The following is a 15,105-nucleotide window of genomic DNA, read 5'->3' as shown; positions in this document are numbered from 1 at the left end:
ATAAAAAATAATTAGCTTATTTTAAGTTTCTTAATGGACTATTGAGCCTTTTAAAAATTATCTATATTTTCACGGATGATGTCCCGCACTTCTTCAATATGCTTCCAGGCATGCAGGGCCGCCCGCTTCGCGGCCTGCTTGCTCTTGTAATGATGCTCCAGCGTCTTGAGCGTGCCCGTGGCCCCGGCCTGCTCCTGCCCCGCCTTTTTCTTCTTCGCCGCCACGTCTTTCCACTTGGCCACCACGCCCGTGATGCCTTCGTCCGGGTCTTTCTCGTCCTCGCGTTCCACCTCGACCGCTTCCATCTTCGTTTCAAACTCCACGTGCGTGGTAAAGCCGCTGCCGCCTAGGCTGTGCGTGACCTTGACCGATAGCCATTCGGTGGCGTCGATCTCGGGCTTGAAGCCTTGCACGGTCACGGGCGATTGCGGGAACAAGGCCGGGTTGCCCAAGGCCAGGTTCATTTCAAATGTGGCCAGGCCGCGCAGGATGCGTTGCCATTCGGCCACGGCCGCCGTGCGCGCGTCTGTTTCATTGGCGAAGGTGGTGCGCAGGCGCTTGCTGTTGCCGGGCACGCCGGCCACCACGCTGCGGCGGCGTGCGTGGCGCTCATCGTGCCAGAAGGCACGCACGCCTGTGTAGGCGTCGCTCTCGGCGCTGTGGTAGCGGTGGCCGTCGCCCAGGGCACGCGTGACGGGAATGACGGGCAGCGCCTTGCCGCTGGCGGTGCGGCTCTGGTTGATGGGGATGAAGAGCAGGGTGTCGTTCTTGACGGTGGCCACCGCATCGTATTTCCGGCCCAGCCGGCGCAGGAAGGCCGCATCGCTTTCGTGGGTCTGGTCGATGTGCTCGATGGCCGTGTCGCGCAGGCGTGCCGAGACGCCCGACGCCAGCTCGTTGCGGAAGGCTATGGCCTCGATGATGGCGCCCAGGGTAGTCTTGTGAAAGCTGTGTTCCTGCTGCTGTTTGAAGGTGTCGATCAGGTTGGCCGACCTGGCGCGCAGGGTGATGGTGTCGGGCGCGCCGCTGTGCTCCACCTCGTCGACGGTGAACTTGCCCATGTCCACCAGGCCGGTGGCTTGCCAGCCCAGCGCCAGGGCGATCTGCGCGCCGCGCGGCGGCAGGGCCAGCTTGCCGTCGGTGTCATCGAGCGAGATATCGAGCTGGTCGCTCTCGTCGCCACGGCACAGGGTCAACGTCAAATTAATCAGCCGCGGCGACACGATGGCCGTCAAATCCTTGTCCTCGATGCTGACCTTGAAGGCGGGGATATGCTCGCTCATTTGAACTTATCCGCCGCGCTGCCGATGGCGCCGCTGATGCTGCCGCCGATCTTGTCTTTCATCTCGCTGACCACGCCGCCATATTTCGACGTGATGCCGCCGACCACATTGCCGACCACGCTGCCCACGGCATTCCTGGCCGCACCGGCAATGCTGCTGGTCATGCCGTCGATGCTGAGCATGTTTTTCAGGTCGCCGATGTCGCCCAGGCCGACCATGGCCAGCACGCCGTCGTCATCGCGCTTGAGCGCAATCGAGAACTCGACGCGGCGCGCGCCGCCGCTGCCGTCCAGAATGGTGCGGCCCTCGGTCATGCTGGTGATGCGGTACGAGCCGAGAATGCGGCCCGTGCCCTGGATCAGAATCCACGATTTACCGGTGTCGGCCATCATGCGCAGCGCATCGAGCGAATACAGGGAGCCGGTCAGTTCCGGCGCCACCCAGCCCGACAAGGTGATGGTGTCGTCGCCTGGCCCCACATACTGGTGCGCGTCGCGCAGGCCCACGCGGGCCGTGCTGGCGTGCTTCCATTCCGTTTGCCGCTGCAGCTCGTGATACGCCAGGGTCGGCAGGCTGAAGACGAACATTCCTAAAATCATCATCATGGTGGTTATTCCTTCTTAATCGTGGTCGCGCAGGGACGAGCGGATGCGCGCCGCCTTTTCGCGGTCGCGTTGATCGAGCGCCGCGCTCACGGCGCGCGCGATGGCCTGGGGATCGGTGCCGGCCTGCACGTTGAAAGTGATTTCGATCTTGTCGCCCTGGATGGTCATGCCGGCGCCAAACGTGCCCTGGGACAGCGGGGCGCGCGTGTCAAAGGCGCTGGCGGGTAACGCCGTGGCCGCTCCGATGGCGATGCCGGCGCCAAGTTGCGTCAGGCGTTGCGCCAGGCCCGATACCTTGGCAATGGGCGCGCCTTCGCTGCGGTCCAGGCCCACGGCCAGGCCCTGCATGGTGTAGTCGCCCAGCTGGGCAAACACGCGGCTCGGGCTGTGGATGCCCAGCTTTTCCTTGAACCAGGCAATGGTGCTGGAACCGGCGTTGCTGATGGCGTCCTTGACGGCGCCCATGGACCCGGTGATACCGTTGACCAGGCCGCGCAGGATGTTGGCGCCGAATTCGGTGAACTGGGCTGGCAGCTGGATGCCGAACCAGCTCATGACGCCCGCGAACGCCTGGTAGAACACGCCGACAGGCGACCAGTTGATAATCAGGGCGCTGATACTGGCCATGCCGCCGGCGCAGACCGTGTGCAGGCGTGACCAGATATCGGCAAAGAAGGTGGAAATAGGCACCCAGGACGCGGTAATGCGCTGCAGGATGCTGGCGCCGAAGTCGGTGAACTTGGCCGGCAGCACGATGCCGAACCAGCCCAGCACGCCCGCGAAGGCGCGATAGAACAGGCCGAGTGGCGACCAGTTGACGATCAGGGCGCTGACGCCGCCGATGCCGCCGGCAAACGCCGTCTTGACATCTGACCACAGGCCGCCAAAGAAAGCCTTGATCGGCTCCCAGTATGTATAAATCAGGAAGGCGGCGCCGGCAATGACTGTGATGGCGATGCCAATCGGGTTCATCAGAAGAGCGCGGCCCAGCCACAGCACGGCCCGGCCTGCCCACATGAAGGCGCCGCCCAGGTTGCGCAAGATGGGCGTGAGCACGCCGCCCGTCACGCCCATTTTGGCGAACATGACGTGCAGCATGGCATACGGGCCGACCAGGGCGGCGATGCCCAGCATCAGCGGCCCGAGTACCAGCAGCAGGCCGGCCAGCACGGCAAAGGCGGTAATCATGACCTTGGCCGTGGTCGGGTTGCGCTCCATGAAGGCATTCAGGCGCGTGATGGCGCTGATCGCCATCTCCAGTCCCTGCGCGTACAGCGGCAGGATTTTTTCGCCCATGGTCAGTTTCAGGTTGGCCAGTCTGGCCGTCGCTTCCAGCTCCGCGCCGCCGGCCTGCTGCTTGCCCAGGTCATAAATCTGCTCGATGTCGTACGCGCCTGCGTTCAGCTTGGCGTTCTTGTGCATCTGGATGCGTTGCTTGAACATATCCAGAAACTGATTGCCGGCCGTGCGCGTCGAAAACAGGCTGCCGATGGTATCCTCAATTTTCTTGGGATCCGTGATGCCTTTCTTTTCCAGTTGTGGCAACAGCACCTGCTCCAGCCACTCAAATTGGCTGCGCCGGAAAATGTCACTGCCCAGCAGGGCGCCAGGGCCAAGCGTAGAGACTTGGCCGACTTTGTCGTGCTTCACTTTACTGTGGTCACCGATCAGTCCCAGGTTTTCCAGATTGGTCACGGCGCGCTTGGTGGTACGCCCCTGATACAGGTTCGAATAGCCGGACATCAGGGCCGTGCCGGCACGGTGGCCGCCGACTTCCTGCACCAGCGGTTCCATCTGGTAATAGAACTGCTTGTCGTCCATGATCTTGGCGGCGATGCCGCCCGTCTTGATGAAGTTCAGCCATTCCGTCGGCCCCACGCGCCCGCCCGTGGCCGTGATGACCTTTTGCATCATGTTGGCCTGGTCGTGGAATTTCTCCGAACTGGCCGTGCCGCCGCGTTGCTCGATGACTTTGAGCAAGTCCATGAAGATGCGCTCGTTCTCTTCGCCCGACTCGGCGCCAAAGAAAGCCTTGTTGGCAAACTTCATCTTAGCCAGGGTGGGCGCGACCATTTCCGCGTGGTGCAGGTCGCCAAAGATCGACATCGCGTCGCGTACCAGTTCCAGGTTTTCGTTCTGGCTGGTGCCGTAGGTCTTCATGTTCTTGGCGAACTTGATCGCCTGCTGGCTGGTTTCCGGCCCCAGGCCCAGCGCATTCACGCGGGCTTTTTCCAGCTGGTAATGCTTCGCCTCGTGTAGCCCCTTGGCGATAGGCATAGCCATGACCGCGCCGGCCGCTGTCGCGCCCGCGCCGGCCATGGCAATACTGCCCGCCTTGCTGCGCAGCTTGTCCGCATGCTGGGTGGCGTTGGTGACGCGCTGCTGCTTGGCGGCCGCGTTGGCCAGCTTCTGCTGCTGCAGCGTCATGGTTTTGTTTGTGGCCTCGATCTCGCGGCGCAAGGTGCGCTCGTGGTTGGCCAAGTCTTTGGTGCCGATGCCGGCGGCGCCCAGGCGCTCGCGCATGACCTGCAGTTGCTGGGCCTGCTGCTGGCCTGCCGTCTTCAAGGCGCCGGCCGCTTTGGTGGCGGCGTTAAACTCGCGCGTCATGGCCCGCGTGGGCGCCTCCGCCTGTTTCATCTTGACGGCAAGGCTGGCCACTTTCTGCTGCGCCGCTTCCAGCTTGGCGCGCGTGGCGTCCAGGCCTCCATGCAGTTCGCGGAATTTGCTGATGTTCTTTTGCTGTGCATTTAGATAGCGCAAGCGGTCGCTGGTCGCCTTCAAGGCCTTGGCCGTATCGCTCGAGCCGCCCATGATTTTTTTGAGCGGGCCGGTGATCTTGTCCAGCGCTGCAAACACTACCTGTAATTTCAGATCCCGACCAGCCATCTATTCCGCTCCGCTTCGCTGCCTGGCGCGTTCGCGCCAGGCCATCAGTTCATCAATCGTAAAGCCGTCCATCGCTGCCGGCGTCCAGTGAAACACGCCGGCAATGTCGGCCATGGCGTCTTCTACTTCGCCGGGGATACCGAAAGGCGATCTACTTTGCTCGCCAAAAAACCGGCAACCTCGACGCCCACGGCCAGCAGGTCGGCCGGGTCCATGTTGGCGATGTCGTGCGCGGTCAAGGTCGGTTCGGTGATGCGTGGCAGCACGATCTGCAGGGCCGACACGTTCAGGTTGGCCAGCTCGATCAGGGAAATGCCGCGCAGGGCGCCCGCCTTGGGCTTGCGTACGGTCAGCGAGGTGATGAGGGTATCGCCGCGCTTGATCGGGTCGTCCAGTTCGATGATGGCGCTGTTTTGGGTATCGTTGTGCATGCTGTGTTCCTTGTGGTGGGGTGGTCAGTAAAAAAGGGGATTACAGGCCGATGGCCTTGCGGATGGCGGCATTCGTGTCGCCGCCGCCGAAGTTCTCGGTGCCGCTCATGAAGTCCAGTTCGATGACGGTGGCGCCGTCGATCATCAGCTTGTAATAGCTACACGCCATGGTGTATTTGTGGGTGGTGTCGTCGCCCATCTTGGCTCCGCCCATATCGATTTCCTTGTAACGGCCGCGCACGACCACTTCCACGGCGGCGACGGTGCCGTCATCGTCTTCCTGGTAGGCGCCTGCAAAGCGCAGTTGCACGGCGCCGTGCGCATGCGCGCCGTACTGTTTCAGGGCTTCGGCGATCAGTCCGCCGCCGCTCCATTCCAGCGACAGCGCCTCGTTGCCGAAGTCCACGGACACGGGGCCGCTCATGCCGCCGGCGCGGTACTCTTCCATCTTGCGGCTGAGCTTGGGCAAGGTGACTTCGGGCACCATGCCCATGAACGAGACGCCATTCTGGAACAGGTTGAAGTTTTTCAGTTTGCGGGGCAGGCCCATAATTTCTCCAGTATTTCAATGCGCCCGCGCAGGCGCGGGCAGGGTGGTGGCGCTTAGGCGGCGATGCGCGAGGCAAAGTCGGCCAGGTAGCGGTCGGTAATGCGCTGCTGGAATTTCAGGTTTTCCAGCGGCGGCACGGGCGTGTAGTCGTAATCGATGGCCAGCTTGCCGTCTTTCAGTGCCGTCTTGTCGTTGTATTGCTCGTCATACCAGGCGCGGCCGTCGATGATGTAGCCCTGCAATTTCAGGTCGCGGAACTTGGCGTTGATGCTTTCCAGCAGGTCGCGCACCAAGGACGGATGCAGGGGCACGTCGACATAGGCGAAGTGGGCCTCGGCAATGGTGTCGGCCAGCACCTGGGCTGTGCGCGTGTAGCTTTCGAAATAGAAGAAGCCGCCCCGTTCCTCGCAGGTGCGCGAACCCCAGAAGCGGTAACCGCCCATGTTGATCAGGGTGGTCACTTCCTTGGCGTTGAGCACGCCGGCGTCGGTGGCGGGGTCTTGCAGGTCGAAAAACACGTCCTTGGTGATGCCGGTCGGGCCGTTGACGACCACGTTGGACAGGGTCTTATGCCAGCCCGTTTCCTCGTCGATCTTGGCGCGCAGGCCCATGGCGTAGGCGACGGCGGAAATGCTGGCCTCCTCGTCGGTGGCGGTATTCCAGTTCACGAAGTCGGGCCAGATCATCATGACTTCACGCTGGCCGAACTGGCCGCGATAGGCGGTGGCCGCCGTGACGGTGGCACAGCCATAGGCTGACGCATACACGAAGCCGCGCAGGCGCTGCGCGACGCTGGCCAGGGCATTGGTGACGGCCTGGGTATCGAGGCCTGGCGCGCCCAGGATGCGCGGTTTCACGCCCAGCTTGCTTTGCGCCGCCAGCAGCGCCTGGGCGCCCAGGTACTTGCCGTCCGGCGACACGCCACCCACGGCGTTGGTGGTGGTTTCCGCTTCCGTTTCGCCTTCGGTCACGCGCACCACGACCGTCAGTGGCTTGGTCTGCGCGGCGATGGCCTGCAGGCTGCGGTACAGGGTGCCCGTCTTGCCGGCCTTGCCCATGGCGGCCAGCACGTTGGTGACGAGCACGGGCGTGTCGAGCGGGAAGGCGGCCGGGTCGGCGTCGTCGGCCGTGGCGATCAGGCCCAGCACGGCCGTGGACACGGTCCGGATGGGGCGCGAACCCTCGTTGATTTCAATGACGCGCACGCCATGGTGGTAGTCGGTGGCCATCTTGTTCTCCTGGTAGGTGGTGAGTATCGGGGTATTACTGGGTGCTGGCGGCCGGCGCCAGCGCCAAGCCTGCGTCATCAAATGCGCGCCGTGCCTCATTCGGCAAGGCCTCGGCGATGCGCTGGAATTCGGCGTTGACGGCCGCCTGCAGGGCCTCGATGTCCTGCGCTGCGGCGACTGTCGGGCAGGTGGTGATGTCCAGCAGGCAGGTGCGCGCCGTGGCGATGGCTTGCGCGGTGGCCGTGTCGCCGCTGGCCATGGCGGCAAAGCCGATACCGGCCAGGCGGTTGAGGATGGCGTCGCGCGTCTGGCGCACGCTGGCCAGTGTCGGGGCGGCCAGCACGGCGAACGGTGGTGGCGGGGGCGCGGTGATTGTCCACTTGCCGCCGGATTTCTTGCGGATGGTCGCGCCGGCGGTGATCGCCTCGCGCAGCATGGCTTCGTCCTCGGGCGTCACTTCGACGGCATCGGCTGCCCAGGTGCCGGCACGTTCGTAGTCGGCACGCATGGCGGCCGGATAAAAACCACGGATGGCATTGGAATAGAAGATCGTCATATTATTTTCCGAAGGCGATGTAGCGGGTGGCTGGCGTGGAATCGGACGAGTACGCGGTAAAGCCCGTCCTGCTTGGCTTGCTGGTTCCCAGGCGATTGACTGCGTCGCTGTTGGCGCCGGTGAGACAAACGCCGAAGCACTCCACAGGGAAGACGATATCGAAAGCAATGAAATTTCCTCCGGGCGTCGCAGTGGCATCACCAAATTGCATGATGAAATTACCTGGCAATTTTTGGTGGCCGTTATTTGCAGCCAGCTTTGACGAAAAATCGGCATTGCGACCCATTTCGGCGGTCGCATCGATGACTTGCCAGACTTGACTGCTTGTCGCCATCACGGTGATGAACTGGCCTTGTTTGATGATGATTTTTTTCACGTCGCCAACGTCATAGCCAATGACCACGCCGGCTCCGGACGCAATCGTGCCTGGCGACTGGTTCAGGCCGAAGAGCTTGAAGTACTTGCCCGAATTGGCGGGAATGCCCAGCGAATCCGGGCTGGGAATGGTGAGGGTCAGTCCAGGGGCGGTAAAGTACAGGGCGGCGCCCATGTCGTCTGTCGTCAAGATGCGGTCGGCATTCACGCCAACGTATTTCACCATGCTCCCTTGCGCCTGCTGTACAAACTCGGCGCTGGCCAGCTGGCGCGACGCGTTGAACTTCGGCAGTGTTGCCACTTCTTTTTTACTGTATTGCGAATGCGGATCGGCAGCAGCCACGTGCTTGGCCAGTTGCTGGTCGCCATAGGCAGCGACGCTGCTGTCCTGCTGATCGACATACGCAGTCTTCGCCAGGAGCGGATGCGGGTCTGTAGCGACCTGGTGCTTGGCCAGTTGCTGATCGCCGTAGGCGCGGGCGCTGGCATCCTGCTGATCGACATAGGCGGCCTTCGCCAGTAGCGGGTGCGGGTCAGCAGTGGCCTGGTGCTTGGCCAGTTGCTCGTCGCCATAGGCGCGCGCGCTGGCATCCTGCTGATCGACATAGGCGGTCTTCGCCAGGAGCGGGTGCGGGTCGGCAGCAGCCTGGTGCTTGGCCAGTTGCTGATCGCCATAGGCGCGTGCGCTGGCGTCCTGCTGATCGACATAGGCGACCTTGGCCAGCAGCGGGTGCGGGTCGGGTGCGGCCAGGTGCTTGGCCAGTTTTTCATCGCTGTAGGCGCGGACAATGATGTCCTGGTCATCGACATATTTACGGGTGGCCAGAATGATGGACGGGTCAATCTTCAGCTCGATGGCGGCCGTGCTGGCGACGATCAGCACGATGCGCACCACTTGCGTGCGCCCGCTGCCTTCCATCATCAGGGGCTTGTAGCTGGGCGGGCAGTTGGCCACCGCGCACAGGTCGCCGGCTTCGTCGTAGATACCGATTTCGCGTATCCACCAGCCGCCCACGTCCTCGGGCAGCACCTGCTCGACGATGATCTGGCTGGTGTTGGCCGGGTCGACCGTCAGCTGATTTAGGCCGGCACGGCGCACTTCATGCACCAGCGCCTTTTGCGTGCGCGATGGCATGGGCAGATTGCCGTTGCCGTCGCCCACTGCCAGGCTTTTCAATTTCAGGGTTTGACCCAGGGCGATGGCGTTGGCCAGCTTGGCCTCGCCCATTTCGGTCAGGATGGCAAAGTATGTGCTCATGGATAGATGGTCAGGGTGTCGATGGTATGGGATGCGCCGGCCTGCAACAGCGTGCCGCGCACTTCGATGGTTTCCGCGATCCAGGGATACACGGTCATGGCGTCGCCGTGGTACGCACAAGCGCCCGCGTAGATGCTGCCGCGACTTTCCAGATAGATGGCCAGGCCCGTCATGTGGCGGCTGACGGGCTTGGCGTCGGCAATCAGGCGCTCCATTTCCTGAAACATGGCGTCCGTGATGCCCGAGTCCAGCACGCCCACGTCGAGGCGGAAAGTGCCCGGCACGCCGGGCGGGGTGGTTTGCCACCATTCGGTGATGCGGATCAAATAGCCCAGCGACTCCACCACGCGGCGCACGGCGGCAATCGTGCCCTTGTGCTTGTGGATGAAATAGGACGCCTTGATGGTGCCGCGCTTGATCGATTCGGGCCAGGCGTCGTCCCAGCGGTCGACGGAACAGGCCCAGGCCAGGAATGGCAGCAGATTGACGGGGCAGCGGTCGGCATTCCACAGCTCGCGCAGCGGCACGGGCACGTTGACCAGCTCGGCGCAAGCCACGGCAATGGCGCGCTCCAGCGCCGTGGTGTTGGGTGGCAGGGTTGGCACGGTCCTATTCATCGAGCACTATCACGTTCAGTTTGATGGCCGTGCAGCGCGCGGCCTGGGTGGCGTTCAGTTCGATGTCCGCCGCCGGACTGGTCAAGACGACCTTGCGCACGCCTTCGACGTGGACGGCGGCGCTGCAGGCGGAACGGTAGATGCTGTGACCCAGCGGGCGGCGCGGCTGCGACACGCGCACGGCGTTGGCGCGCGCGGCGTCCAGCAGAATCGGCACTTCCGGCCCGACGCCGATAAACAGGCTGGCCTCGATCTGGTAGTCGATGACCTGGGCGGCTTGCACCGTCAGGCGGTCGCCCAGGGGGCGCACTTCCTCGGCGTTGAGCGCGCCCGCCACGGTGGCAAGCAGCGCGGCGTCGGCGATGCCGGTGTCGTTGTTGGCCAGCACCGTGACGATGACGTGCGCCGGCGCCGGGCTGGTGGCGCTCGCATCCTTGACGCGGCCGTCGCTGCTGCGCGCGTGGAATTCGTAGGAGGCTTTCGGGCCGGCCACGGACAGGCCATCCGGCGCTTCCTGGATGCGCAGGCGGTAGGCGTCGTTGTCTTCCATGACGGCGGCCACGGGCGGCATGGCGTTGGGATTGGCGGGCGTGATGACCAAGCGCGCCACGTTGACGTTGGCGCCCAGTTGATCGAGGTCGCCATCGAGGGCGAACGCCAGCATGACGGCCTTGCCCGCCTCGTTGACGCGGTTGCGCAGGATGGTTTCCTGATACGCGTTTTCTTCCAGCAGCTTGGTGGCCGGTTCCGATTCCAGTTCCAGCAGGGCCGTGACGGCCGCACGTTCGGCTTCCGGCAGCAGGCTGACAAGGTGAGCTTTGCGTGTGGCCAGGATGGTTTCGAAGTCCAGCACCTCGACCACGCTGGGCGCGGGCAATTGGGTCAGGTCGATGGGCGTGCTCATACGGCACCGCCTTGCTTGACGGGTACGGACAGGGTGATGCCCTGGCCATTCGCCGTGCCATCGAGCAGCAGCGCGATGGCGCCGTCCGTGTCGCGTGTGAGCTGCACGCTGGCGAGCTGCAAACGCGGTTCCCAGCGGCGCAGGGCAAAGGCGGTGGCCGCGTAGATGCGCAACTGCGTCGCGCTGTTCAGGGGCTGGTCGATCAGCTCGGGCACTTCGGAGCCATAGCGGCGGCGCCGGATGCGCGAGCCGATGGGCGTCGTGATGATGTCGGTCACGGACTGGCGCAGGTGGCCCAGGCCCGTCAGGCTGCGCCCGGTGGCGGCGTGCATGCCCATCATGATTGCGGCCCGCCCGACTGGTCGCTGCCGGCTTTGACGCCGCCGTGCGGATGTTTGGCCAGGCTGATGGCGCCGGCCAGCACGTCTTCGCTGGCCTTGATCGTCCCTTGCACGGTCATGGCCACGCCGCCAGCGGCGCCGGCCTTGGCGTTCACACCGCCGTTCAGCGCGATGGCGCCGTTGACCGTTGCCGATTGCTCGACAAGCAGATTGCCCATGACGGTCAGGTCGCCCGTGCAAATGGTGCTGGGCGCGTTAGATGTCACCTTGTCGGCGGTGATGGTGGCCGTGCCGCCGGGCAGCGTGGCCGTCAGCGCATGGGTCGCATGGTCGTACTGCACCACGGCGCCGTCGGGGTAATGCGTGGTGTGGATGGTGTCGCTGGTTTCGGGCGCGTCAAATTCCTGTGAGTACAGCGCCGGTACGATGATGCCGCGCGTCAGGTCGCCGCCAGGGGAAAAGACGATCACCTGTTCGCCGATGGTGGGCGCCGACCAGGTGCGCGTGCTGCCGGCGCGCCGTGTAGCCCATTTCAGCCATTCGGTGGTGAGCGTCGGCCCAAGCCGCACGCGCGCCTTGGCCTCCTTGACCTCGGCGATGGTGCCCAGGCGGATCAGGTTTTGCAGCAAGCGAAGGAGGTCGGACAGGTCGGCGTTCATGCAGTGCATGTTGCCGAAGTCCGCGTGCGGATGCACGCGATGGCGGGTTGATAAAGAGGATAGCGACTACCATTGATATTTATGTCTTGATTTGGCTCAGTGCGTTCCTATCTAGTAAAAAAATAGAATTAATATGTATTTTTATGTTTATTGCGATTTATAATTGCACTGTTATTAACGTAGTGCATAATCGTAGTTTAGCCGTCTTATAAGAATGTCGGGCCCAGCGATAAGCAGGTCGGCAGCAATATCTATAGCGGCTAACTCCGCAAGGAAATTAGGTCTTTCTGGCCATTTTGACCATCCTTTTTCAAGATCGTCAATAAAAATATCTGGAGCGGAAAATCTTTTGAAATCTTCAGCTTGTTGACGCTTTAATCTGGCTGAATAAGGATTTATGTTTGGAATATATACATGTTTGGTGTAATCAAATTCCAAATCTTCCGTCATAATATTTTTCAATACGTTTACCGCTTTTCCTACAATTTGGGATAAAACTGCATCTGGTGAAGAATTGAACCATTCCGATTCGCTCCCAGTTGAGTGGTGCTGGATCGAGGTGGCACCTGTTATTTTTTGAAAGTAATGTTCGATATAACGGATTTCCCTATGTTGTTCGGCTGAAACGTGGAAAGCAGCGAAAAGAGTATAGTAGGGATTGGTTGTAGATTGCTGGACCCTACCCCAAAGAGATTTAGTTGTAAATCCAATTTTTGATTCATCCAAATGCCGGCAGTCGTATGCAATATAAATCCAACCATCTAAGTTGGGATTGGGACCACCATAATGGGAAGGCTTATTTTTATCTATGTATAATGACAATTTTATTCCTTTATTTCGGAAGTTGATATTTGCAAAAGTAAGACGCTTATTAAAATAGACGGATGAGAAAAATTCTAGCATGCTATTTTTTTCGCTAATTTTAGCATCTCGAAGAAGGCTCCACATCCTTTTACTAATTTGCAAATTGATGTCTGCTGAGGTTCTAATCACACACCATTAGGGTTGTCTCAGGTGTTGCAGTAAAGATTCACGGATCAGGGATCGATCCGGTTCACTTAACCCCAGCAGCGGCCTCTCAGGGTATTTGTAGAACGGCCCTTTTTTTGAAAGTCGGTCTTGCCGGCCAAACTGATGCACATGCGCCACGCGCGCCACCCAGCCAAAGAAGCCGACTGCAATCTGGTCGCCGGTCGCCTTTACTTTCAGATGCTTGGCGGTGCGGATCTTGGCGAACATGGCAGCCTTCTGCCTCTTGATGCGCCCATTCTTGCCCTTGAATTCCTTGCGCCGCTTGCGCGCTGGATACGCGGCGCCATCCGGCCCCTGCTGCGCCTTGATGCGCTGCGCCTGGCTGCGGCGCAGGTCGATGGCCACCTTGTGATTGATGGCGCGGCGCTGGGCCGGTTGCAGCTTGGCCAGCAGGGCGCCGGCCCAGGCTTCCAGCGCGTGCAGACCGTCGCTCATGCTGTCGCCTCGGGCGTGCGCCATTCGGCCAGCAGGGTGTCGCCGTCATACAGTTTCCAAAACTCGTCCGCATAGGCCGGCGTGTGCTGTATCTCGGCCAGGTGCTTGATGTCGAGGCGGCCCGTTTCGCCGGTCTTGACGGCCACGCGCTCGGTCAGGTCCAGCTTGATGGAAATGTCGACCGTTTCATGGTTATTAAAATCCACCTCGAAGGCGATGCCGTGCTTGCGGGTTTCCTCGTTGGCCATCAGGTCGAGCTGGTGGACTTTCAGCCAGGCGATCAGGGCCACCATGATGGCGTCGGCATCGCCCGCATAATCTGTGACGATCAGGTTGAGCTTGAAGCGGTATTCGAAGGAGAGGGAGGCGGTGGCCGACGCCACGACGTTGCCTTCGTCGGCGAAGACCAGCAGGCGGTCGGGGTCGCGCTGCAGGTCGGGGATGGCGGCGGCCAAGTGCTGGCGCAGGCTATTCGGTTTGTACATGGTAGGTATCTCGTACTAGGTTGTAGGCGTCGATGCAGGCGTTCAGCTGGCGGGTGGCGTCGTCGCCGTCGCCGGCAATGGCGTCAAGAGCTGCCGCAGTCGATGGGTCAAGTTCGGCGCGCGCTTCAATCCGATGGCCTGCGGCAGCGGCGGTATCTGCAGTTGCGGCGCACTGGCCGCTGGCGACGGGGACTGACAGGCGCACAGCGCCGCTGCGCACGTCAGCATTGAAACGGTCACGTTCGGTTTTCGCATGGGTTTGCTCCTGGGTGAGGTGGTCGGCGCGCTGCGCCAGGGCGGCGCCGGCGGCGCGCTCCAGCGTGAGCACGCGGGCGGTGGCCTGGCGCAGCGCGCTGGCGGCGGTGATTTTGTCGCTGGCCGCTGCCCGCTGCAGTTCGGCGATGGCGACATCCTTGCGCCAGCCCTGCGTCGTCCAGCCCGCGATGGTGCCGCACAGGAGAACGACGGCCAGCGGGCGCCAGGTGGTCGTGCTCACATGGCCACCCGTTCCTTGATCCAGCCGAACAGAAAACGGCGCTGGGTCTTGTTGGCTTCGGTGATTTCCAGGTAACGCGCCGCCTGCAGGCCGTTCAAGGCGCGCAGCAGCACGGCGGCGCCATCCTGGCCGCGCCATTTGAGAAAAGCGGCCAGCGCACCCAGCGACTGCGCGCCCAAGCGGCCGTCGACGAACAGGGCGGGATAGCGGGCGCCCGTGTCGTTGAAACCGTTCAGCCAGCGCTGCAGGAACTCGGTCGCGCGGTGCGGCCCCATGTTCACGCCCGTGTCCATCACTTCGGCGCCGATGCCGGTATGGATAGCCAGCACCTGGTCGAACTTCGGTTCCGTGATGTAGCGGGCCGTGTAGATGGCGCGCGCCACAGCCACGGGCAGCTCGCGCATCGGCCCCGTGTAGCCGTTGGCGCGCGCCACGGCCACCGTGATGCCGTAATTGGTTTCGCCGCCCTTGTCTTGCGGGTCGTTCACGTAGCCGCCTTCGGCGCGCAGGATGGCGTCGATGACGCGCGCAATCAGGGGATTGTCGGTGGTGGCCATCAATGCTCCTTCGCGTCTTTGACTAGCTCGGCGATGTCCTTGTCGCTGCGGCGTTGGAACCACAGGGCCACGGCGCGCGATACCCACCAGCCGGGTGCGCCGACGATCAGGTCGATGGCGGAGGCGTTGACCATGGCGCCGATGGCAGGGAGCTGGGCGCACAGCAGCTGGTACACGGTGCCGCCCAGCAGGCACGAGAACACGCCCGCGCAGGCCAGGCGGGCGACGAACTCGCCCTTGTTGAAGGTGCCGTCGGCATTCAGCGGCGGCAGCACGATATACAGCATGGCGGCGCCGACCATGCCCAGCGCCGCCTTGAAGCCGTACAGTTTGACCAGGGTGGCGAAACCACCAAACGATTCTGCAGACATTGCTTGATACTCCGAGGTGAGGGGTGAGAGATTTT

Annotated in this window: 19 protein-coding genes; all 19 read right to left on the bottom strand. The window is 62.3% G+C overall.

The annotated features are described in order from the left end of the window. Positions 1 to 50 precede the first annotated feature (50 nt). Positions 51 to 1,283 (bottom strand): phage late control D family protein, encoded by a 1,233-nt coding sequence (locus O0882_RS23650; protein ID WP_289952042.1) that lies wholly within the window; start codon positions 1,281 to 1,283, stop codon positions 51 to 53. Continuing rightward, positions 1,280 to 1,888, bottom strand: a complete 609-nt coding sequence (locus O0882_RS23645) for a phage tail protein (protein WP_289952040.1) — start codon at positions 1,886 to 1,888, stop codon at positions 1,280 to 1,282. The genes O0882_RS23650 and O0882_RS23645 overlap by 4 nt, the downstream gene beginning before the upstream one ends. 15 nt (positions 1,889 to 1,903) lie before the next feature. Further along, positions 1,904 to 4,774: a phage tail protein gene (locus O0882_RS23640; RefSeq protein ID WP_289952039.1), complete on the bottom strand. Its 2,871-nt coding sequence runs from the start codon at positions 4,772 to 4,774 to the stop codon at positions 1,904 to 1,906. Continuing rightward, positions 4,775 to 4,888 carry a GpE family phage tail protein gene (locus O0882_RS23635; RefSeq protein ID WP_071650284.1) on the bottom strand — a complete coding sequence of 38 codons (114 nt, stop codon included), beginning with the start codon at positions 4,886 to 4,888 and terminating at the stop codon, positions 4,775 to 4,777. It abuts the gene before it with no gap. 8 nt (positions 4,889 to 4,896) lie between these two features. Beyond that, complete coding sequence (locus O0882_RS23630; RefSeq protein ID WP_289952036.1) at positions 4,897 to 5,205, bottom strand: phage tail assembly protein; 309 nt, start codon at positions 5,203 to 5,205, stop codon at positions 4,897 to 4,899. 40 nt (positions 5,206 to 5,245) lie between these two features. Next, positions 5,246 to 5,755, bottom strand: coding sequence for a phage major tail tube protein (locus tag O0882_RS23625; RefSeq protein ID WP_289952034.1), 510 nt, complete (start codon positions 5,753 to 5,755; stop codon positions 5,246 to 5,248). Positions 5,756 to 5,808: 53 nt separating this feature from the next. After that, a complete protein-coding gene (locus tag O0882_RS23620) occupies positions 5,809 to 6,984 on the bottom strand; it encodes a phage tail sheath protein (RefSeq protein ID WP_289952033.1) in 1,176 nt (391 codons plus the stop codon). Positions 6,985 to 7,018: 34 nt separating this feature from the next. Continuing rightward, a complete protein-coding gene (locus O0882_RS23615; protein WP_289952031.1) occupies positions 7,019 to 7,540 on the bottom strand; it encodes a hypothetical protein in 522 nt (173 codons plus the stop codon). A gap of 1 nt (position 7,541) precedes the next feature. Further along, positions 7,542 to 9,173, bottom strand: a complete 1,632-nt coding sequence (locus O0882_RS23610; protein ID WP_289952029.1) for a phage tail protein — start codon at positions 9,171 to 9,173, stop codon at positions 7,542 to 7,544. Continuing rightward, positions 9,170 to 9,790 carry a phage tail protein I gene (locus O0882_RS23605; protein ID WP_289952027.1) on the bottom strand — a complete coding sequence of 207 codons (621 nt, stop codon included), beginning with the start codon at positions 9,788 to 9,790 and terminating at the stop codon, positions 9,170 to 9,172. The genes O0882_RS23610 and O0882_RS23605 overlap by 4 nt, the downstream gene beginning before the upstream one ends. Next, positions 9,783 to 10,694, bottom strand: a complete 912-nt coding sequence (locus O0882_RS23600) for a baseplate J/gp47 family protein (protein ID WP_289952025.1) — start codon at positions 10,692 to 10,694, stop codon at positions 9,783 to 9,785. Before O0882_RS23600 ends, O0882_RS23605 begins: the two co-directional genes overlap by 8 nt. Next, positions 10,691 to 11,035: a GPW/gp25 family protein gene (locus tag O0882_RS23595; RefSeq protein ID WP_289952023.1), complete on the bottom strand. Its 345-nt coding sequence runs from the start codon at positions 11,033 to 11,035 to the stop codon at positions 10,691 to 10,693. Before O0882_RS23595 ends, O0882_RS23600 begins: the two co-directional genes overlap by 4 nt. Continuing rightward, complete coding sequence (locus O0882_RS23590) at positions 11,032 to 11,694, bottom strand: phage baseplate assembly protein V (protein ID WP_289952021.1); 663 nt, start codon at positions 11,692 to 11,694, stop codon at positions 11,032 to 11,034. Before O0882_RS23590 ends, O0882_RS23595 begins: the two co-directional genes overlap by 4 nt. 174 nt (positions 11,695 to 11,868) lie before the next feature. Beyond that, the gene (locus tag O0882_RS23585) at positions 11,869 to 12,597 is read right to left on the bottom strand and encodes a hypothetical protein (RefSeq protein WP_289952019.1); all 729 of its coding nucleotides are present in this window, start codon (positions 12,595 to 12,597) and stop codon (positions 11,869 to 11,871) included. 96 nt (positions 12,598 to 12,693) lie between these two features. Next, the gene (locus O0882_RS23580; RefSeq protein WP_289952018.1) at positions 12,694 to 13,161 is read right to left on the bottom strand and encodes a phage virion morphogenesis protein; all 468 of its coding nucleotides are present in this window, start codon (positions 13,159 to 13,161) and stop codon (positions 12,694 to 12,696) included. Continuing rightward, a complete protein-coding gene (locus O0882_RS23575; RefSeq protein ID WP_289952017.1) occupies positions 13,158 to 13,646 on the bottom strand; it encodes a phage tail protein in 489 nt (162 codons plus the stop codon). Before O0882_RS23575 ends, O0882_RS23580 begins: the two co-directional genes overlap by 4 nt. Further along, on the bottom strand, positions 13,630 to 14,142 hold the full coding sequence (locus tag O0882_RS23570) for a lysis system i-spanin subunit Rz (protein ID WP_289952016.1): 513 nt from the start codon (positions 14,140 to 14,142) through the stop codon (positions 13,630 to 13,632). The genes O0882_RS23575 and O0882_RS23570 overlap by 17 nt, the downstream gene beginning before the upstream one ends. Beyond that, positions 14,139 to 14,699: a glycosyl hydrolase 108 family protein gene (locus O0882_RS23565; protein WP_289952013.1), complete on the bottom strand. Its 561-nt coding sequence runs from the start codon at positions 14,697 to 14,699 to the stop codon at positions 14,139 to 14,141. The genes O0882_RS23570 and O0882_RS23565 overlap by 4 nt, the downstream gene beginning before the upstream one ends. Next, positions 14,699 to 15,070, bottom strand: coding sequence for a hypothetical protein (locus O0882_RS23560; protein ID WP_070224671.1), 372 nt, complete (start codon positions 15,068 to 15,070; stop codon positions 14,699 to 14,701). Before O0882_RS23560 ends, O0882_RS23565 begins: the two co-directional genes overlap by 1 nt. Positions 15,071 to 15,105: the final 35 nt, after the last annotated feature.

Origin of the sequence: Janthinobacterium sp. SUN073, assembly GCF_030397665.1 — a bacterium.
Lineage (GTDB): Bacteria > Pseudomonadota > Gammaproteobacteria > Burkholderiales > Burkholderiaceae_D > Janthinobacterium.
This window is presented reverse-complemented; position numbering and strand designations above follow the sequence as displayed.